The sequence below is a fragment of the Bradymonas sediminis genome, from assembly GCF_003258315.1.
Taxonomy (GTDB): Bacteria; Myxococcota_A; Bradymonadia; order Bradymonadales; family Bradymonadaceae; genus Bradymonas; species Bradymonas sediminis.
Genome location: NZ_CP030032.1, coordinates 545,011 through 566,009, shown reverse-complemented (window position 1 = coordinate 566,009; position 20,999 = coordinate 545,011). Strand labels below are relative to the sequence as shown.

The following is a 20,999-nucleotide window of genomic DNA, read 5'->3' as shown; positions in this document are numbered from 1 at the left end:
TTATTCGGCCAGCCGCGCCCGAATCCACTCCGATACGTCCGCGCGAGCGACCTTTTCCTGCTCGCCGGACTTCATATCTTTGATCGCCACCACGCCCTGCTCCAATTCATCGGGGGCGAGGATCGCGACGAATGGGATGCTGCGCTCGTCGGCGTAGCCGAATTGCTTGCCCATGCGGTCGTTATCTGGGTAGAGATCCGCGCGAAGCCCCGCCTGGCGAAACTCATTGAGCAGGCGGAAGCTATTGGGCGTAAAGTCGTCATTCCACAGGGTCACCAGCACGTCTGCGCCGGCGCTCTGCTCCGCCATAAACCCGCGCTCCTCAAGCAACACCAGGATACGCTCGATCCCCAGCGAGAACCCACACGCCGGCATGCTGCGCTTGCTAAACATGCCGATGAGGTCGTCGTAGCGACCGCCGCCGCCGAGGCTTCCGGCGAAGTCATCGCTGCGAATCTCGAAGATCGGCCCCGTATAATACGAGAGCCCGCGCGCCAGCGACGGGTCCAAATAGAGGTGGTCTGCGGCCGGCCCCGCCGAGGCGAACGCCAGCACATTTCTCAACTCCCGCAGCGCCGTCTGCCCGGATTCGAGATGCCCGACCTGGGCCTCGAGCGCCGCCAGCGTCGCCTCATTATCGAACTCTCCGACCTGGGCAGCCGGCTCGGCGGCCTGCTCCAATAGCGGCATCAAGCCGTCGATCGCGGACTGTGAGAGCCCGCGCTCATTGAGCTCTTTGACCACGCCTTCGACCCCGATCTTATCCATCTTATCGATGGCGACCAGCGCATCCTGGCGAAGCTTCGCCGGCACGCCCGCGTTGTCGAGCATCGCGTCGAGCAGCTGGCGATGGTTGATATGAATCCGAAATTTCTCAAAGCCCAGCCGCCCCAGGACTTCGCTCAGCGCCCCGGCGACTTCGGCCTCGACGGTCATCGAGGTCGACCCGATGACGTCGACGTCACATTGATAAAACTCCCGAAACCGCCCGCGCTGCGGCCGATCCGCCCGCCAGACCGGCGCCATTTGATAGCGCTTAAAGATCGCGGGCAGATCGTTTTGGTATTGCGCCACGATCCGCGCCAGCGGCACGGTCAAATCGTAGCGCAATCCCATATCGGCGAAGTCGACCTCGCTGAGGTCCTCGCCGCCCTGGCAGCGGTTGCGGGCTTTCTCAAATTTATTGCCGCGCTTCATGACCTTGAAGACAAGCTGGTCCCCCTCGTCTCCATATTTCCCAAGCAGCGTGCTCAGCCGCTCCATCGACGGGGTCTCGAGCGGCTCGAAACCATAGGACTCATAGACCTCGCGGATAATCCCGAAGACATGATTACGACGACGCGCCTGCGCGGGAAGAAAATCGCGCATCCCGCTGGCGGGTTTTGTAGATATTTGGGCCATTTTCTAAGATAACTCGGCAATAACTAAAGGAAATTCGCTGCGCACTAAATCAGGCTTCGTCATCCAACTCGCCGGCTTTGGCCCGACCGATCCAATCCTTCACCTGCTCATCGACCACCGCGACAGCCTTCTTCTGGAAGGGCTTAAGCAAGAAGGGAACGCTCATATCGAGGGCGATATTATTCTCGTCGACTTCGACGTCGCCGCTCAGCGAGACGCCTTTGACCGAAAAAGAAACCGTCGCCTTGCGCTCGCCCTGCCAATCGACCTTCGCGTTATATTGCGCGAATTTCTCGGCATAGGTCTCCAGCGCTTTGTGGGTGGCTTTTTCGGCGAGTCCGATGCTGAGTCCGTGGGGGATGACATGCTTCATAAGATTCTCTCTGGTTTGGGTTTGGGTTTGGGACTGAAGTAGGTGTTATTTCAAAATATAACGATGCTTAAGTGGTTTGCCGTCTCGCTCGAGACGGAAATTCAGGACATCCATTTTGCGCATTTTTTCAAAATTAGCCAAGACATCGCCCTGACTATTAAGCGGCGCGCCGTTGACGGACAGGACGATATCGCCCTCGCGAAAGCCGAGGCTGGCGAAGACTCCGCCGGGCGCAACCCTGGCAAAACGCAGGCCGCGCCGCACCCCATTCTCCTCATTGGGCAGATAGTGCCCGTGAGCGTAGAGGTCCGAGGCCTTCTTGAACTGAGTTCTAAGGGCTTCTCGATTCGCCGTAAAGCCCCGAGTTGGAACGGAGGGCTTGGAAGCCGGCGCAGCCGGGTCTTTGGAGGATTTCTTGGCAGCGCCGTTGGGCGCGCGCGCAGCTTTGGGCGAAGCCTCGCGGGAAGCCGGCGCGGCGGCGGGCGCCGGGGCATCCGCCCGCTCGTCCGCCCTGAGGGCACTATCGTCCACCCACTCCTCGGCCGGGAATTCCTGCTCCTGAACAATCCCGGGCGCAAATTCGACGGACGCTTCGGGTTGAGGCGTGGCGGGGCTCGGCAGGAACTTCGCCAGCGCCGAGGAGCCCGTCCACTGCTCGGACTGCTTCTCCAGCGCCCAGACCATCAACTGATTAGCGCCCCACCCCAGGCATAGGCCGACCAGGCCCATCAGGAGCAAGCCCCGGAGGCAACCAGAATTTGAAGTCGGGAGGTCGTTCAAGATCGAAATTCGCTGCGGTTATGGCGATCGGCTTATCCTCATCGCGCTCGCTTTCTATAGCATTAAATCACGCGATTCCCCAAAGCGCGCCGCAGCATATCCCAAATCGGCCGACCTATTCCAAAATCGCCCACGGTCGATTCACGCAATAGCGGGTGCGGCTGTGCTGGGCGAGGCTTGTGCCGAGGTCCTGAATCGTGCGGCTATAGAACGCAGGCAGCGCGCTGCAGAGGTCGGCCTCCTCGCCCACCAGATCGCTTTGCAGCTGAGTGAGCCCGGCGCGACGCGCGACATTATTGGTCTCAAGGGCCCCTTCCAAATAGCCCGCCAGCGGGCTATCGCCGGCCTCACAGCCCTTGCGGATCGCGTCAAGAGCATCCGGCGCGGTGTCCGCCTGACTCATAAAGTCACCCGCCCAGCGAAGATCGGCCGCGAAGGCCTCCAGGATATCGCTGACGACCAGGGGGTCGAGGTCATAGCCATCCACCCGCTCCAGATACACCCGCCGCGCGACGATATTCGCGGTCGCCTTGACGCACTCGGGCTGCGCGTCGGCCTGCACGCATTGCCAATGAAGCCCGGAGCGCGCCTCTTCGGCGGGCTCCTCGATCATCGTGATGCCGTCGCCCTGCCCGGCCGGACCACCGCCTCGCGCGCTCGTGGCGCGCCTGGCCTCGCCCCGGGCCCGCGCGACCTCAAGCGTGGCCTCGGCGAGGGCCTGGCGCCCGAACCCCCGCGCGCTCTCTGCACGCGCATCTGCGCAAATAACGCGGTCGTAATCGGTAGCGACGCTGCTCATCGCGCCGATAAAATCGGCCTGCGCCCCGTTGACCCGCTCGACCAGCTCGGCCGGCGGACGCAACGCGATCGGCTCTTCGCGCACCTGGACCTCGGACTGACACCCCAGCCCCGCCAGCGTCGCGCCCGCGCAGAGCACGCCTGTGACGATGCCCAAAAATCCACCTGACAGCCCCCCATGATGTCGTCGCATCGCACCATCCTCACTTAGTTATGACTAAATTATTACGTTCATAATTAGGAAGGTAGACACCGCTGCGTCGCGGAGCAGGCCCATGCCCACCTGGGCGCATCGATGCCCTGTGGCTCACAGCGGGCCGGGCTTTTTTTATGGCGCCGGCACCCGAACGTGCTGCAGTTCGAACCCCGCAAACAACACCCCCGGCGTGCGCTCGGTGTTCTTGACCTCGTAGAACACGTGGACGTCCCCGCCCTCGCGAACCAGGTAGCCCGCCTGCGGGCGGACCGACGCGCGTTGCTCCTGGCGCGACGAGCTCACCGGGCACGCGGCCGGGCCGCAGCCGTGGGTGCCGAACCCGTCCGCGCAGGTGGTCATGGGGCCGAGACACAGCTCGCCAAACTCGAGCGCCGTTGAAATGCCGAACGCGTCTCCCAGGTGCCAGGTGTCGTCGCTGCTTTGCCAGCGCGCCACCGTCAGCCCGTGGTCGAGCGCACCGGCCGACGGCTGTCGATTGGCCAAGAGGAAGATCCAGTCGCCCCCATCACCCGGCTGAAGGTCCAACACGCCGGGAAGCTCGGTGTCGCTCGTTTGCCCCACGCCCAGAAGCGTCGGCGGCAGCACCAGAACCTCGGCAGGCGCTTGCAAGTCCTGTGGCTTCCACGTCAACACGCGCTCGACGCCTGAGCCTTCACGCTGCACCCAGGCCATCGAACCGTCGGCGAGCGTCGAGCAGGCCAGAACGCGCGACTCAGGCTGCGCGACGCCGGCGTTGAGCGCGTCGGACGCTTTCAGCAGGCCCGCCTCGTCTGCGATGGGGACGAAGAGCATCTCGCCACGTTTGATTATGTTGCGGCACTCGCCCAGGTAGACACCGTCGGAAACAACCCACGCACCCGGGCCCGCCGGCGCGTTGCCCGTCTGTCCGTACATCGCCGGATGCCGCACGATGTCGCGCACCCCGATGACAAGGTTGGTGATGCTGTCCATCTGGAGTTCGACGATGCGGGTTTGCGCCCCCTCGATGACCGTCGCCACGACACGCCCATCGACCAGCCCCATGCTGGTCGTGAAGCCGATATTCGCCGTTCCGATTTCTGTCAGCGTTGGCGTCACATCGGGCGCAACGGGCGCCGTGACCCGATAGGCAACGAGCCCGCCATTGGTGCGTCCGAACAACAGCGTGTCCCCCTCGTATTCGAGGACATGGACGGCAGTGCCGCCAAGCACCGCGCCAAGCGACATGCGCCAGGGCTCGTCGGCGGCTGTCACGCCCACGAGCATCGAGTAGGGCGTGTATTGCGAGTAGGACTTCGTGCCCATTAGAAGCCCGAAGGGCGTGAGGGCGGGGCGCGCCTGCGCGTAGCTCAACAGGCCGCCGAGCCCCGCGCCGTCGATGAGGATATGAATGTCGTTGTCCAGAAGAGTCGCCGTTGACTGCCCCGACTGCCCAGAAGCGGTGGTGACTTCAAGCGCCTGGTCGCCGGCAGAAAGCCCCGCAGGCCAATTGAGCGAGACCCTCGACGGGCTCCAATCCAGAACCTCGGCGTCAAGTCCGGCGATTTTAACCGTGCCCTCTGCGCTGCCCAGTCCGGTCGCGACGAGCTCGCACCCCTGAGCCGGTCCGCCTCGGCATGGCTTTACAACCTCGGGTACGACCTCGACGCGACGCGACGTGGAGGCCTGCCCGATCGATACGGTCACCTCGCCTGTTTCAGGCACAAAGAGCTCGACCCGGGTGTCGGTGGCGCTGGCGAAGATGCCGCCCGCAACCGCCAGGCCCGTGCCGTTTTTCAGGTTGCTGCCGGTGATGACGATGGGCGTCGAGGCGGTGACGACCGCCGGGATTTGCCAATCACCGAACGCGCTTGGCGCGTGCCACGCAACGGGCGCGCTGCGGGCCCCCGATGCAGCAACGAGGGTGAGGAGGCCGTCGGAAGTCGCGGGGAGCGAAGTGCCGGAGAAGCAGACCTCGGAGTCACTCCACCCAAGCGTGGGCACCTCCTCGCCATCGAACTCAAGCCGCCCTGCCTCGCCGAAACCGGTGCCGCCAATGCAGAGGGTGCCGTCTCCGGACAGCACGCCGCCCGACGCCTTAAAGTCGACGCAGGGGCCCCCACTGAGCATGCAGCCAAAGAGGTCACGCTCGCCGGTGTCGGCGGCCAGCTCGGCGTCCGAAAAGACCGGCACCTCGGGCGGCTGCCAGGCGACGGCGACCCGATCGGGCGACGGGACAAACGCGAAGACGTCGGCGTCGTAGACCAAAACGACGGTCTTTCCATCGCGTGATTCGATGCGCAGGTCGCTTGGCGACGCGAAGCCCTCGGCGACCTTTATCCACTCGTCGGCGCCCGCACCCTTGGGATGCAGCATCACCCGACCGTGGCGAAAGTCGAGGACGTAGAGGTCGCCGTTTGCGTCGAAGCGCGCGGCGACAATGTCGGCATCTTCAAGCGTCAGGCAGTACGAGGGAAGGGGCGGCTCCACCAGACAATCATTGATCTCGGGCACCCGTTCGGCAGCCGGGTTGAAGCGGATGGCGACGGCGGGCCGATCTTGCGCCTGCAGGGCTCTTTCATAGGCGTAGCTATTGTTGAAGCGCACGCCGTGGCCCTGCCCAACGATGAGCTCGCGCGGAAGCTTAGTGCGCTGCTGGCGGTCGCCGATGCTGTACAGCTCGCCGCTGTGCCAGGTGCCGTATCGGGTCGTCAAAAGCCGCTTTTCAAAGACCTCCTGCACGCTGAACACCTGGTCGTTGCCGAAGGGAAACTCGCCGCGCGACAACGTTTCGCCGGTGGTCAGGTCCCATGAGGCGAATTGAGTCCTCGGCGCCTGGGCGTCGTTGAGCTGGGAGGGAAACCAGAACGAGGTCTCCACCATCGTGTCCGACGCCGAGAGAATCGTGTCCGGCCGGTAGCCTTCCGTTGCCGGCAACGAGCCGTCTGCGGGGAGCGAGTCCGCGGCCGCCGACGAGAACAACAGCGGCATATCGGGCGGACCGACGCGCAGCGCGTTGCCGTTGGTTGCGTACACCTTGCCAGCGGGCGTTCGGTGGAAACGGTCGCTGACCGTGGTCCCGTCTGCGACCCGGGCGACCCGAACGACCTGTCCCGGATTTTCAAGCGCCGCCGAGAGCGGCTCGACCACCAGGGGCTCAATACCTTGGGTCACGCCGGGGCCGACTTCGCAGAGCATCGTGCTTGAGAAGTGGCGGGATTTTGCATCGGGGCGAACGCTAAAAAGAAGCCGCCCGTCGGCGCGCGCGACCGCCGCTTCGACCCCGGCGAACCCTGCGGGACCGAAGTCCAGGTCGACGATCTCGGGCCCCTCGGCGCCGGCTCGAAAGCGAACGATGACAGGCTTTTCGCCCGTGAACGAGATATAGCGAGGCAGCATCCACAGGGTGCCTTCGGTGTCCTCGACGAAGTCGACGTTGGCCGCGGCACCGGCGGGATAAGCCCAGGTGCGCCGGTCGCTGCCGTCGATATTTTGCGCGACGATCTGACGGCCGCCTTCTGGGCTGGTAACGAAGATGATGCCGTCTTCGTAGAAGCCGACGTCGGTGGTCAGGAAGTCGATGTCGCGCCCGATGGACGCGCCGATGCCGAGATCCACCGGCTTCTCGCCGGGTCGAACGGCGTAGTGGCGGTTCGAGAGTCGGTGGTCGCTGACGATGGCAAGATCGTCGCGAAACGCGAGCACGGCGACGCCGACGTCCTCCCGGATCGTCGGATAGCCGTTGCGCTCCACGCGCCAACCGATGACCTCCCAGCTTTGGCCCTGGTCGTGCGATGCGTACAAAAAGACGCCTTCGCCGGCGATGCGCAGCGCATCGGACACTTCCCACACAAACCCGGCCTTGGTTCCGTTTGCAAGCGTGAACGACGCCTCTTTACCGAGCAGATCCCGGGTCACACCCTCGTGCGACACAACGAGCCATTCGTCGCCCCTGAACGTGTCCTCCGGGCCGGCCAGTCGCGAGGCGCCGTACAGACCCGAGAGGCTGACGAAGTCGCCGTCAACTCCGATGGGGAAGACCCCCAACGAGGCAGCCAGACCGGAGCGGTAGGTGACGTCGGGGCGAACCATCGTGCCGACGGTGCGCTCGAAAGTGCGGCCCTCGTCGTGGGAGATAAACGTCAAGTTCGCGTAGGACGCGACCAGATCGTCGCCGGCGAGCGGGAAAAGCCCGGCGGCGGGAAGCGTCGACCAGCAGTGAACGGGCATCGAGACGCGCTCGTACGCCGCGCCGGCGTCGGCGTCAGAGCCACGGTCGATTCCTGGACAGCCGAGAGCGAAGAGGGTCAGCGCGGCGAGCGCGGCGTAGCGTGTCATGCGTGGTTGACTCCGAATTTCCTCAAAATCGAGGGATAATAATGAAGGGCGTGATCACAAGACTTCAAACAACGCGGATAGGGCAATCAAAGTCTTTTAGCATTTTTGAATTTTGTCACGCTTTATTTCACACGGTCAACAATAACACATAACAAATATCTACAAAAAACCGACCGGACTTCCCGGTAGGTAGAACCGACTGGAGGGCGACTCAGCACCGCGCGCATTGCCCTTAACTGCGCCTCACAACGCTTTGCAGATACGCAGCGTATTGCAACGTGGCGCAGCAGTCGGATTGGCGCTCGTAGCCCAGCATCCTCCTCGTATCGAACCCCTAAATCACTTCATCTTTATCATTTCCCCGCGGGCTCAGTAGGCAAGCGCGCCGAGCTATGCGATTATACCCCCAATACAAGGCAAGCTACGGTGACACGCGCTGATTTTGGTGCGGCTATAATATAGAGGAGAATTTTATGTCTCGAGACTCAATTATCGATCGATTTTTGGCTAGCAGCGAAAAATACAGCAGCAAACCCGCTGCCTGGGCGAATCACGACGGGGTTTGGAAATATATCAACTGGTCGAATTACGCCCAGAAGTGCCGCCTCTTCGCCGGCGGGCTCATCGCGCGCGAGGTCGACCCCACCAGCCACGTCGCCATCCTCGGGGCGAACTCGCCGCAATGGGTCATCGCGGATATCGGCGCCATGATGGGCCAGTGCATCCCCACCGGGATCTACGCCACCAACTCCCCCAGCGAAGTCGCCTATATCGTCAACCATTGCGACGCCGCGGTCTTGGTGGTCGAGAACCGCGCTCAATGGGAGAAATTCGACGCGGTGCGCGACGAGCTGAGCAGCGTCAAAGCCGTCGTCATGATCAAGGATTCTGAGCGCGTCGACGACGCCCTGGTGGTCTCCTTCGACGACTTTTTGGAGAGCGGGCGCGCGCACCTCGACGCGGTCAACGCGCGCATCGACGCCATCAAGATCGACGACGTCGCCACGCTGATCTACACCAGCGGCACCACCTCGAACCCCAAAGGCGTGATGCTCACCCACGACAACCTCGCCTTCACCACGGGTGCGGCGGTCAAGGTCGTCGGCGGGCTGCTCGGCGAGGACTGCATGGTCAGCTACCTGCCCCTGTCGCATATCGCCGAGCAGATGTTCACCATTCACCTGGCCGCGACCTTTGGCTATCCGGTCTGGTATTGCCACGATATCGCCAAGCTTCGCGACACCATCGCGGTCGCCCGTCCGACCGTATTCTTCGGCGTGCCGCGGGTGTGGGAGAAGTTCAAAGCCGCCCTCGAGAACCGCATGAGCGAGGCCACCGGGGGCAAGGCGAAGATGCTCCATTGGGCGCGCGCCATCGGCGTCGAGGCCGGCTATGAGCGCTTCGCCAACGAGAATCTCAGCGGCTCCCTGCGCTTCAAATATAGCATGGCCGACCGCCTGGTCTTCAAAAAGATCAAGGCCGCCCTGGGCTTTGACCGGCTGCGCATCGGCCTGAGCTCGGCGGCGCCCATCGGCCCCGAGGTCCTCGAATTCTTCCTCTCCCTGGATATGCCGATTCTTGAGATCTACGGGCAATCCGAGGGCAGCGGCCCCACCACCGCCAACCGCCCGCGCGCCGGCCAGGCCCGCCTGGGAAGCGTCGGCCTGCCGCTGCCGGATGTGCAGGTCAAGATCGCCGAAGACGGCGAGGTGCTGGCCAAGGGGCGCAATATCTTTAAGGGTTATTATAAGGACGAGGCCGCCACCGCCGACGCGCTGGTCGACGGCTGGCTGCACTCCGGGGACCTGGGCCAATTCGATAAGGACGGTTTTTTGACGATCATCGGGCGCAAAAAAGAGATCATCATCACCGCGGGAGGCAAGAATATCGCGCCTGCCAAGATCGAAGCGATGCTCAAAAAGATCGACGGCATCGGCCAATCGGTGCTGATCGGCGACGGCAAAAAATACCTCACCGCGCTGCTCACCCTCGACGCCGAGCGCGCCCCGGCGCTCGCACTTGAGCGCGGCTGGCCCAGCGAGCTGGACGCGCTGGTGATGGACGAGGGTTTTAAAAAGTATCTGGCCGAGGAGATCGAGACGGTGAACGCGAGCCTGGCGCGCGTGTCCTCCGTCAAAAAATGGACCGTCCTCGCCCAAGACTTCTCCATCGAGGGCGACGAGCTGACCCCCAGCCTGAAGGTGAAGCGACGGGTCATCGACACCAAATACGCTGAGCAAATCGCCGCGATGTACGCCGAGGCAGCGCTGGCTGAATAAGTCACAACCCTTTGCGCCCTCCGACCAAAAACGCCCGCCCAACTCGACGTTGGGCGGGCGTTCTCTTTCGCGATTAAACACCGAAATCAGGAATTATTATCGTTCTGGATAATGATCTCGACCCGGCGGTTTTCGGTGCGCCCGGTGGCGTCATCATTGCTGGCGACCGGCGAGTCCTGGCCTTTGCCGATGGCCGTGATGCGATCGGCGGCCACGCCGCGCTCGACCAGATAGGTGCGCACCGAATTGGCGCGGTCCTCGGAGAGCTTCTGGTTGAACGCCGCTTTGCCCTGGGAGTCGGTATGCCCGACGACCTGGATGGACTTACCCTTATTCTCGAGCAGCACGTCGGCGACCTGGTTGAGCTTCTCGCGCGCCGAGGGGCGAAGGTCGGATTGTCCGGTCTTAAACACAACCTCGCCGCCCAGGGTGATGATGGTCTCCTTGGCGCTGGTGTCGATCTTGGCGATTTCGGAGAGGCGATTCATCGCGTCGGCCAGGCGTTTCTCGGCCTCGGCGCGCGCCTTTTTCTCGGCGTCGAGCTCTTCGGTCTTCTTGGCGAGCTGCATCTGCTGGGCTTTAATCGCTTCGTTTTGCTCGCGAAGCTGGGCCTCGCTGAGCTCGCCGGCCTTGCGGGCGGCTTCGAGCTTGGCGGCCTTGTCGGCGAGCTCCTTCTCCTGCGCATCCAAGGCGTCCTGCTGCTTTTTTAGCTCGGCGGCCGTGCTCTCAGCATAGCGCTGGGACTCCGCGAGTTTATTCTGGGTGCTCGCGAGCTTCTTCATCGCGGTGTCGCGCGCCTGCTCACTATAGGCAAAATACTCCTTCTCAAGCGCCGCCTTCTCCTGCTTCAACTTGTAGGTATCGGCCGCGACGCGGGCGGACTGGACGCGTCGCTCGGCGGTATAGGCCAGCGCGCGGGTTTGATAGGAGTCACCATCATCGTCAAAGGAGCTCTCGGCGAGCTGCAGGGTCTGCTCGGCGGTCTTTAGCTCGGCGGGGGCATAGGTGGCGGCGTCGCTCTCGGCCGCCTCTTGATAGGCGGTGCGGGCTTCAACCAATTCGCGCGGGGCGCTGGCACAGGCGACCAGACTAAGCGCGCCAAAGACGAGACAACTACGCATGATATACGGACGAAAATTCATCGAAAAACCTCGGTCATGGAAATAAGCGTATAATATCAATCAACCATTCGAATGAAGCGGTCGAGCGACACTATTTCAGCTATTCCCTTCAAGTTCTTGAGTCTGTTTTTTCAGGCGTTCTAGCTTCTCCTGAACCTCATCGACCTCTTTTTTCATCTCGTCACGCTTGAGCAGCGCGAGCGCCAGGGCGGCGTCGGCTTCGGCGCGCGTCAGCGACAATTTGGCTTCCTCTTTTTTGTCTTGTTTGATCAACTTATCCGCGTTCTCCAACTCGTCGTTGGCGAGCTTGAGGTGCAGCTTGGCCTGCGGATTATTCTCGACGCCCATCTCATCGACCACGCGAATCGTCTCACGCGGCTGGCCGTATTGGTCCGAGGGAATTTTCACCGACGCACAGCCGGAAAAAACACTCCCGCCAAAGGTAAGAAGGCATAACAAAACAAGCATTCTACACGAATCTTTTTTCATCGAAGCGCCTTTGCTTAAGAATTAAATCACAGACACGATCAAACGGAATCGTTCGAACTCCTGCGGGCCCCTCCGCCCGCATGCACTACAATAGTGCTCGTACTAAATGATGCGCTTACTCATAGCGCAGCTGGAGCGACTTGTCGAGGTTAGCCCCTCAGCGCGGGCGCCAGGCGCGCTTTGCAGGCAGCTCTCCACAGGCACAACGGCGCGTCATGGCCGGATTCGCAACGCGCCGCTTCGCGCGGCGTCGCCCCTGCCCGGGGGGGACGGGGCCGCAGCCGCGCTCTCATCGGGCAAATCACCGTCGAGCCGCTCCAACTCGGCCTCCATCGACACCTTCAGGAAGCTCTGCTCCCCGGCGGCGACCTCGATGTCAAAGCGGCGCGTGATATACCCATCCGCGCGCAGCTCGACCTGGCGCAGCCCCGGCTTAACTAAGACGGTGTTCGCCGCCCACCCGTCGACGCGCCCCTGATAATCGGCGTCGATATAGATGAGCGTGTCGGCCGGCTCGACCTCGAGCCGCAGATATCCGCTGGACGCGCGGCGGGGCTCTGAGATGCGCTGCACCGCGGTGCAGCCGGACAAAGCCAGGAGCAGGAGCGCGGCGCCCAGCGCCAATTTATAGGGTCTAGCGGTCATGATGGAGCATACCTCGTTGATGAAAGCCCGCCCCGCGATGCGGTATCCGGGCGCGTCGTTTGACAGAATATCTAGCACTTGTCTTGCGTTGCACAAAGGTGTCGCGAGTCGCTTCCCTGATCGCCCGCCCTCCCCTATCTTCGATTCGGGTTGGCTAAGACCTCTCGACTGCCCCTGAATTCACGCCCCGCGGAGCGCCCAATGAGTACACGACTGATCATCAATCCCAACGCCGGCAGCGCCCCCAAGAACGAGGAACTCATCGAGGCCCTGGAGCAACTCGACGACGTCGAGGTCTGCCTCACCGAATGCCCCGGCGACGCCGAGCGCCTGGCCCGCGAGGCGGCGGAGGCTGGCGTAACGCGGGTCATCGCCGCCGGCGGCGACGGCACCGCAAACGAGGTGCTCAACGGCCTGAGCGAGCACCTCGACCAGGTCACCCTCGGCGTCTTGCCGCTGGGCACCGGCAACGACCTATCGCGCTCACTGGGGCTGCCCGATACCGCGATGGAGGCCCTGCCCTATCTGCTCGGAGAGGAGCCCGCCGAGGGGCGACAGACCCGGCGACTCGATGTCCTGCGGGTCTCGCACGGGGACAACTCGCGCATCGCGCTCAACCATATCAACGCGGGCTACGGCAACCTCATCTCGAGCGAAGTCGACAGCGAAAAGAAGCAAAAATGGGGCCCCTTCGCCTATATGACCTCGGCGGCAGCCCAGGTGTGGGACCGCGAGGAATACCGCACCAAGATTCGCTGCAACGGCACGGACTTCGAGGAGATAGACGCCGTTAATATCTTCGTGGTCAACGGGCGCACCATCGCGGGCGGCTTTCGCATCGCGCCGCTGGCGAGCATGGAAGACGGGCTCTTCGAGGTGCTCGTGATGCGCTCGGGCTCCCTGGTCGAGCTGGCCGAAATGGTCGCCATGACCCTGGTCGGAAAACTCGCCGAGAGCGAGCATGTCGTCGCCCGCGCCGTCCACTCACTGCATATCGAGTCGGTCCCGCCGATGACCTTTAGCGTCGACGGCGAGCCCTTCGACGCGCCGGCGATTCAGGTCGACATCTTGCCCGCCGCGCTCGAGGTTATCGTGGGGCCCGACTACCAGGCCCACCCCGACGCGGACGCAGCCCAGGACGCCCCCAAGCAGCCCGACAGCCCCTGATTCGCCAGGCATCGCCGAATATCTCAACGCCCGCGCCCTGTTGCGCGGGCGTTGCCACGTGATGTTCGCGCCCCCGCCGCAAAATGATTCGATATTCAGTCGCGTTAGTGGTAGAAATAGCTCGCTACAAGCAATGATCTGGTAGAATGACGCATTTATTTCTCTTTACTATATTCGGAGCAAATTGAATGGCGGATTATCAACGGAAACTGCGCAAGAGTTGGCGATGGAACGCGGCGCTCGCGGCGGTGCTTTCGATGGGTCTCTTCGTCGGTTGCAGCGACGATGACGACAAAAAAGCCGACAATAATCAAGTCCAAACCGACGCAGGACACGACGACGGCATCTCGGATGACGCCGGTGACGTGACCGAAATCACGGGCGTTCAGATTCCGGGCCTGTCGGCGCCGGTGAAGGTGCAATTCGATGCCCAGGGCGTGCTGCATATCGACTGCATGACCGACCAGGATTGCTACGCGGCCCAAGGTTATTTCCACGCCGGCGCGCGCTTCTTCGAGATGGACCTCATTCGCCGCCAGACCCGCGGTCAGATCAGCGAATTGATCGGCGGGCTCGGGGTGTCGATGGACAAGCAATTCCGCCAGCTCAACACCACCGCCGAGGGCGTGCCGCTCGAGCAGGCCTATTATGACGCGACCGGAGATTCGGCCAAAGAGATGCTCAACGCCTACGCTGCCGGCGTCAACGCATGGTTGGCCGATATGCGGGCCAAAAAGAACGACGCCACGCTCACCGCCGAATACGACCATCCGCTGCTCACTGGCGTTGAGATTCGCGATTGGGAGCCCCAGGACACCATCGCGCTCTACCTTCAACTCGCCTATCAACTCAGCGAAACCGCCAGTGACGACCTGTTCCGCGGCGAGATGGCGACGCTGCTGAGCCCGGAGGTCGCCGCCGATATCTTCACGGTGAAGCCGGGCGTCGCAAGCGATATCATCCAGGCTTCTGAGACCCCGTCCAACCTGCTCAAGACCGACCTGAGCAAGCCTCAGAACCTTGAGGCGATGCGCCAGGCCCAGGCGCGCCTTGCGCCCGCGGCCTCCGTGATGGCCAAGGCGCGCGAGCGCCTGGCCGAGCATCACTCCTTTGTCTTCGGCCCCAAAAACGGCGAAGACGGCTCCAATAACTGGGTGCTGGCCCCCGCGCTCACCAAAAATGGCGGGGCCCTGCTGGCCAACGACCCGCATCTTTCGCTGAACACCCCGGCCATCTGGTACTATGTCGAGCTGGACTCCAAGACCAACGGAAACGGCAACCTACACGTCGTGGGCGCGTCGATCCCGGCGGTCCCGGGCGTCATCGTCGGGCATAACGAAGAGATCGCCTGGGGCGTGACCACCGCGCGCATGGACCTTGCCGACGCCTATATCGAAACACTCAGCGCCGACGGCAAATCCGTCATCTTTAATGGCAATGAGGTCGAGATCATCGAGAAAGACTTCACCTTCAAGGTCAAGGGCGCAGCCGACGAAACCCACACCTTCGAATATGTGCCCCACCACGGCCCCATCATCGAGCGCGACGACGACAATAACGTCGCCGTGTCGATCCGCTGGGTGCTCCAGGAGCCGGGCAATGACCTCGACTTTATCGAGCAATTGATGACCTCCACCACCACCCAGGGCGCCATGGACAGCCTGGCCCCGGTGCGCGCGATCAACCAGAATTGGGTGATCATGGACCTGGAAGGCAATATCGGCTGGAACCCCAAGGTCGCCATCCCCAACCGCCCCTGGGCCAGCAGCGCGATGCCCAACTGGCTGCCGCTGCCGGGCGATGGCAGCGCGGAGTGGGACGGCTATCTCGCTGCGGCCGACTCCCCCTCGCTCTACAACCCGGCCTCCAAATTCATCGCCACCGCCAATAACGATATGGACGGCAGCTATACCGACGGCGACTCGACCAACGACGGCCACAGCCCCTGGCAGACCACACCGGCCGCCGGCCACCGCCACAAGCGCATCGTCGATCTGATCGTCGAGGGCGGCAACGAGCATACCGTCGAGACCATGACCGAGATTCAGGCCGACACCTATATCATCCACGGCGAGGTCCTGGTGCCGCACTTTTTGGATATCGCGAACAACGCAGCGCCGCTGGACGCCAAGTCCCAGAGCGTGGTCGACGCGCTCGCCAATTGGGAATATACCTGCCCCACCGGCCTGGTCGGCGAAGGGCTCGAAGGAAAAGGCCCGAAAACCGCGACGAACTCGACCGACCCCTTTGAGACCAAAGAGTCGATGGGCTGCGCGGCTTTCCACGTCATGCTCCCCTACCTGACCGCGGCCATCTTCGACGACGAAGTCAACGAGAACGTCCCCGGTGGACAGGACTCCAACTTCGACGTCCTGGCCAACTGGTCACAGCTGCAATCCGCGCTGCTCTATGTCTTCGACGACCCCAGCCAGCTCAACAAAGGCGAGGACTATTTTGATAACGTCAAGACCACTGGCGTCGTCGAAACGCGCGAAGATATCGTGCTGGAGAACCTCGCAAACACCGCCGACCGGCTCAACGCGCTCTTCTCGACCCTGGTCGACAAGCCCGCCGGGCAGGTCGTTCCGGACGATTGGCGCTGGGGCCGCATCCACACCGTCAAGCTGGTCAGCCTGGTCTCGATGGGTGGATTCACCATCGCCGAGGTCGGCCCCTTCATCAATGACGGTGGCCTCTATTCGGTCGACGTCGCCAACCCGATGGGCCGCGGCGGCGACTTCAACGGCTCCTTTCGCCACCCGCACGGCGCCTCCTTGCGCGCCATTTACGAAGTCACCGAAGACGGCATCAAGGGCGTCTTCCAATTGCCCGGCGGCCAGGATCACCACCAGGACTCGCCGTTCTATAACAGCCTGCTCGACGATTGGCTGTTGAACAAGAATAACCCCTTGCTCTTCGAGCGAGCCGAGGTCGACCAGGCCGCGGTCGAGACCATCATGGTCAACCCCACGCCCTGATTGAGCATTTGACGCGTTAAAAAAGCCCCGCATCTATCCTGGATAGATGCGGGGCTTTTTTCGCACGAACGACGACTTAAGCCAACGCGCTCTCATAGCCCGAGTCCCGCACGAAGAGGCAGGAATGCTCGGTCTTGCGCACCAGCTTCACCAGGTATTCGTTATTAATCTCGTTGGGCAGCCCAAAGACGTTGAGGTCGGCGCTCGGGGCGACCTTGATCTGCTCCATAAAGTCGCCGGGTTGCACCCAGGTGGTGCAATACGGGACCAGACGCGCGTCCTCGATGAGCTGGTTGAGGTAGGCCTCGGCCGCGGCGACGTTCTCTTCTTTATCGCAGGCGCAAAGCAGCCGAATCTTGCCGTTCCACGTCTTACAGATCTGGTAAGCCATCAAAAGCGAGAGGTCGAGGTTGGCTAGGCGCAGCCCAAGATGCCAATTCGGGCTCTGATCGCGCACCCACACATTGATGGTGCGCTCATGGCCGAGGCCGGCCTCGGGGTGGCGGTAGAAATACGTCACGCCCATATTATTCTGGCGCGCGATATCATAGAGCGCCTGCGTGGTCTCCTGGTCGTAATTATGCACCGAGCCGAAGAGAATATTGGGGCGAAAGAAGTTGCCGCGCATGACCGCGGCGCTCATCTGAACCCCCTTTTGCAGCGTATCCGCCTCGACCATCACCGAGGTGGCGAAGAGGCCGGCCTGCTGGAAGTCGGCGGCGACGTTGTCAAACCCGTGAAAACGCGAGTTCACCGCGCGCATCATCGCGGTATTGGGCGCCCCGGTCAGCGTGTCTTTGTGGAATTCGCTCTTATCGATGTCGTCGGGACCGCCCAGCGCGCAGTCGATGTCTTCGAGGTGCTTGATGCCGACGATCTGCAACGAACCCTTGGGCTGGGTGAGCGCGAGCAGGAATCGGAAGTTGCCCTCGAGCTCGGTGCGCGACTCCACCGGGACCAGCAGGTTCGGCTTCCAGGAGCGCTCGTTCGCCTCCTGGGTGCCCACGATATGCTTGGCCGCCCAGTCCGCCAGCGCGACGAACGCACCACTTCGTACGGTTTCCCACGGCTGCTCAAGCTGCTTTCGGACCAGATAGACATAGAGCGCGGCGACCAGGCTCAGGGCGACCAGCGCGAAGGCCGGGTTGATGATAAAGACCGCCACCGCGCAGGACACCGTCCCGACCACCGGCACCGCCAGCGGGATCGCGAAGGTCGGGCGGAAGGAGACCATCCCCAGGCGCTGCTCCACCAGAACGACCACGTTGATGGTAAAATAGGTCAGCAAAAAGAACATCGTGATGAGCTCTGCGACCGCGTTCAACCCGCCCAGCGACAGGGCGAGCAGCACCAGCGCGCCGGTGAAGAGCATGGCGTTTCGGGGCTCACCGCGCGACGATAACTTCGCGAAGAGCTCGCCTTTGGGCATGATCCCATATTGCCCCAGCGCTTGAAGCACATTGGGCGCGGCGACAAAGCAGCTCAAGGTCGCCGTGAAGGTCGAGGCCAGGATGCCCACGATGACCAGCGGGCCCCAGGCGGCGCGTTCGATGACGATGAGGTTATTGCTGCGCAGCGCCTCCGGCTCGGCCAGGACGCTATACCAAACGGCCATAAAGATGAGGACCACCAGCGAGGTGAGCACCGCCGCGATCGTGCCCACGGGGATGCTTCGCCGCGGTTTTTTGAGCGCCCCGGACATACTCGCGCCGACCATAATGCCGGTACCCGCGGGGAAGAAGACCGCGAAGAGCCCCCAGAACCCGATGGTCTCGAAATCACCCCAGACCTGCGGGTTATGATAGGTCGGGTCGGCAAAATCACTGAGCCCCAGCACGATCGAGAATAACGACACGATCACCGCGATCATGACGATGCCCTGCAGCTTAAACGCGAGCTTTGTGGAGGCGAGCGCGGTCAAAAACGCCACCGAGAACATGCTTAAGACGACCGCCCACATCGGATGGGTGGGAAAGACCGTCTTCCAGGTCTCGGCAAAACCGTAGACATAGAGCGCGCCGGAGAGCGCCTGCGCCAGATACAGCGGAATCCCGATCGCCCCGCCGGTCTCCAGGCCCAGCGACTGACTAATGATCGCGAACGCCCCGCCCGCGCCCAGGCGAATATTGGTCGTGATCGTCGACAGTGACAGCGCCGTGGTGCCTGAAATCGTAAAAATCGCCAGGATCAACAGCACCGCCCCGCCCAACCCCGCGTGGCCAACGACCCAGCCTTCACGCAGGTATAACATGACCCCGAGAATCGTGAGCGCCGTGGGGCGATACACCCCGTTGAAGGTTCCCAGACCGCCGGATTTCTCGCCGTTTTCTCCTTCGAGAGACTCCAGAAAATCCTGCTCCTCGGTCGTCAACTCGATCGAAGCGGACGCCGAAGACGATGCTTCAGCGGGCTCGGGCTGCGGAGTATTCACAAGTGTATCTGCCATTTATTTTACTGCGTAAGATTGGGAAAATTCCAATTATTCTGCGCCTCTAGGATAGACGCAATATCGCCCACTCGCCAGCAAATTACGATTTCCCCTGAAAAAACGCAGACATCTTCTGCAAGGCGTTTGCCCGGTGACTCAGGGCGTTCTTCTCGGCCGCCGGGAGCTCGGCCATCGTCTTGGAGAGCTCGGGCAGGTAAAAATGCGGGTCGTAGCCAAACCCGTGCTCGCCGCGCGGCGCGTCGACGATGCGCCCCTCGACTTCGCCCCGAAACCACACCACGATGCGCGTGCCCACCCGCGCCAATTGCCCCTGTCGGTCGGGCTTCGCCTCGCCGATCTCGGCGAAGGAGCGACCGGCCCGGGCGAGCAGCGCGCGCCCGACCGTCGTGTCCGGAATCGCGAGCGCCGCGACGCATACAAAACGCGCGCCGCGCTCGGCCTCAGGCGTGCCGGCCAGGTCGGCGACCAACTTCTGGTTATTCTTCGCGTCCGTGGCCCCCTCGCCCGAATAGCGCGCGCTCCACACCCCCGGACGCCCGCCCAGCGCGTCGACCTCGAGGCCGGAATCATCCGACATCGCCACGCTCCCGGTGCTCAGCGAGACCTCCAGGGCCTTCTTGATCGCGTTCTCATAAAAGGTCTCGGCGTCCTCGACGACCTCGGGGATCGCAGAGCCCCAGGAGGCGATATCAAAGACACCCCAGGCGGGGTCGAGCAAATCGCCCAGGAGCCCCTGAAACTCGCGGGTTTTATTCGCGTTTCGGGTCGCAACGAGCAGGCTGGTGTCGGTATTCTTCATGATCGCGATACTCCTTCAAAGGGACGGTTGAAATTCTGCGCCAATACGCCCGCTTGGTAGCACGCTTGAGGCGCAATATCTATAGATTGCGCCCTCCCGAGGCGTCTTCTAATCCTATGCGCCGCGTCCGCCATGTCAGCCGAGCCCACCCGCGAAGTCTAATTTGGAGCGATGCCCTCAGAGAATAAAAAAGACCCTTCCGGCGGCTTCTGATGCCGCGGGAAGGGTCTAAATAGAGCGATAGAAAATCACTCAGGTCGCGCAGGAAATACCCTGCATATGACAGGTATAACAGGCCTGGTGGCGCAGCTCGATGGGGACCAGCGATGCCTCGAGGTCATCGCCCATATTCGCGTCTTCGTGCTCCACGAGGATCGGGCAGGGGAACACGCCCTTGGACGTCACCATGCGACAGCTTGAGCATTGCAAGGCGACCTTGTCGCAGGCGGTGAGGTCGCCTTCGGCCAGGCGCTCCCACTCCTGATAGCCACCGCCGCGCCGCTCCTCGCGCCCGATCTTAAAGGGCGCCAAAAACTTCACCCGCGGCGCGTCGATGCCGCGCGAGCGCACGAAATCATAGAACGCCTGGCGCGCCTGCTCACTGCCGAGCACCTTATCGGGGTCTTCCGGGCCGGCCGCGTCCGCGGCGTGGCAGGTGGTCGCGGTGATGACCGGGTTAAGCCCGGCGTCGGTGAGCCGGCCAATCGCGGCGAGGATCTTCTCGAAGGTCCCGCGCCCGCGCAGGGCATCGTTTTCGTCTTTGGTGATGCCGTCGAGCGACACGCGCAAATCCAATTTATGAGCCGAGTCGCGAAATTTCGCGGCCAACCAGCCAGCCATCTCCTCGTCGATCAGGGTGCCGTTGGTCAGGATCGTCAGCGGCCCATGCGCCAGGGTCACCTCGATCATCTCGCGAATCTCGGGGTGCAAAAACGGCTCGCCGCCGGTGAAATAAAACGCCTTTACGCCGTTCTTCGCCCCGGTTTCCACCGACTCCTCGACCTTCTCCAAGGTCATATATTCGTGGCTGTTATTTTTGGGGCCACAGGAGATAAAACAGTGCAAACACGCGAGGTTACACAGCGTCCCGGTCACCTGCAGCCACAGGGTGTCCAGGTTCGACAATTCAATCACAGGCGGCGCCAACTCGGCGCGCTCTGCGGCGTGAGACTTTAGATACTCGAGGTCTAATTTCATTAAATATTTC

General features: G+C 62.4%; 14 protein-coding genes. 3 read left to right on the top strand and 11 right to left on the bottom strand.

The annotated features are described in order from the left end of the window. From hisS to DN745_RS02105, 5 genes are all read right to left on the bottom strand, one after another. The gene (hisS, locus tag DN745_RS02125) at nt 1-1,368 is read right to left on the bottom strand and encodes a histidine--tRNA ligase (RefSeq protein ID WP_162687397.1); all 1,368 of its coding nucleotides are present in this window, start codon (nt 1,366-1,368) and stop codon (nt 1-3) included. Nucleotides 1,369-1,450: 82 nt separating this feature from the next. Further along, complete coding sequence (locus DN745_RS02120) at nt 1,451-1,774, bottom strand: polyhydroxyalkanoic acid system family protein (RefSeq protein WP_111331731.1); 324 nt, start codon at nt 1,772-1,774, stop codon at nt 1,451-1,453. A gap of 45 nt (nt 1,775-1,819) precedes the next feature. Further along, nucleotides 1,820-2,554 carry a PDZ domain-containing protein gene (locus DN745_RS02115; protein WP_133621701.1) on the bottom strand — a complete coding sequence of 245 codons (735 nt, stop codon included), beginning with the start codon at nt 2,552-2,554 and terminating at the stop codon, nt 1,820-1,822. A 115-nt stretch (nt 2,555-2,669) separates the two neighbouring features. Then, complete coding sequence (locus DN745_RS02110; protein ID WP_133621700.1) at nt 2,670-3,545, bottom strand: hypothetical protein; 876 nt, start codon at nt 3,543-3,545, stop codon at nt 2,670-2,672. Between the two features lie 135 nt (nt 3,546-3,680). Next, on the bottom strand, nt 3,681-7,865 hold the full coding sequence (locus DN745_RS02105; protein ID WP_111331725.1) for a hypothetical protein: 4,185 nt from the start codon (nt 7,863-7,865) through the stop codon (nt 3,681-3,683). 473 nt (nt 7,866-8,338) lie between these two features. Between DN745_RS02105 and DN745_RS02100 the strand changes: the two genes are divergently transcribed. After that, the gene (locus tag DN745_RS02100) at nt 8,339-10,144 is read left to right on the top strand and encodes an AMP-dependent synthetase/ligase (protein ID WP_111331723.1); all 1,806 of its coding nucleotides are present in this window, start codon (nt 8,339-8,341) and stop codon (nt 10,142-10,144) included. Between the two features lie 86 nt (nt 10,145-10,230). On the opposite strand, the gene DN745_RS02095 is transcribed toward DN745_RS02100, so the two are convergent. From DN745_RS02095 to DN745_RS02085, 3 genes are all read right to left on the bottom strand, one after another. Next, nucleotides 10,231-11,286 carry an OmpA family protein gene (locus DN745_RS02095; protein ID WP_111331721.1) on the bottom strand — a complete coding sequence of 352 codons (1,056 nt, stop codon included), beginning with the start codon at nt 11,284-11,286 and terminating at the stop codon, nt 10,231-10,233. 75 nt (nt 11,287-11,361) lie between these two features. Further along, nucleotides 11,362-11,673, bottom strand: a complete 312-nt coding sequence (locus tag DN745_RS02090; protein ID WP_162687396.1) for a DUF4398 domain-containing protein — start codon at nt 11,671-11,673, stop codon at nt 11,362-11,364. Nucleotides 11,674-11,967: 294 nt separating this feature from the next. Beyond that, the gene (locus DN745_RS02085; RefSeq protein WP_133621699.1) at nt 11,968-12,399 is read right to left on the bottom strand and encodes a hypothetical protein; all 432 of its coding nucleotides are present in this window, start codon (nt 12,397-12,399) and stop codon (nt 11,968-11,970) included. Nucleotides 12,400-12,600: 201 nt separating this feature from the next. Here DN745_RS02085 and DN745_RS02080 point away from each other — a divergent pair, with 201 nt between their 5' ends. Both DN745_RS02080 and DN745_RS02075 read left to right on the top strand, forming a co-directional pair. Continuing rightward, nucleotides 12,601-13,566 carry a diacylglycerol/lipid kinase family protein gene (locus DN745_RS02080; protein WP_111331715.1) on the top strand — a complete coding sequence of 322 codons (966 nt, stop codon included), beginning with the start codon at nt 12,601-12,603 and terminating at the stop codon, nt 13,564-13,566. A gap of 188 nt (nt 13,567-13,754) precedes the next feature. Beyond that, on the top strand, nt 13,755-16,544 hold the full coding sequence (locus DN745_RS02075) for a penicillin acylase family protein (protein WP_111331713.1): 2,790 nt from the start codon (nt 13,755-13,757) through the stop codon (nt 16,542-16,544). Between the two features lie 76 nt (nt 16,545-16,620). On the opposite strand, the gene DN745_RS02070 is transcribed toward DN745_RS02075, so the two are convergent. The 3 genes from DN745_RS02070 to DN745_RS02060 all read right to left on the bottom strand — a co-directional run bounded on the left by DN745_RS02070 (nt 16,621) and on the right by DN745_RS02060 (nt 20,989). Further along, nucleotides 16,621-18,990, bottom strand: a complete 2,370-nt coding sequence (locus DN745_RS02070; protein WP_111331711.1) for an amino acid permease — start codon at nt 18,988-18,990, stop codon at nt 16,621-16,623. Nucleotides 18,991-19,072: 82 nt separating this feature from the next. Then, complete coding sequence (locus tag DN745_RS02065; RefSeq protein ID WP_111331709.1) at nt 19,073-19,792, bottom strand: non-canonical purine NTP pyrophosphatase; 720 nt, start codon at nt 19,790-19,792, stop codon at nt 19,073-19,075. Nucleotides 19,793-20,044: 252 nt separating this feature from the next. Next, on the bottom strand, nt 20,045-20,989 hold the full coding sequence (locus tag DN745_RS02060) for a radical SAM protein (RefSeq protein ID WP_111331707.1): 945 nt from the start codon (nt 20,987-20,989) through the stop codon (nt 20,045-20,047). Between the last annotated feature and the right edge of the window lie 10 nt (nt 20,990-20,999).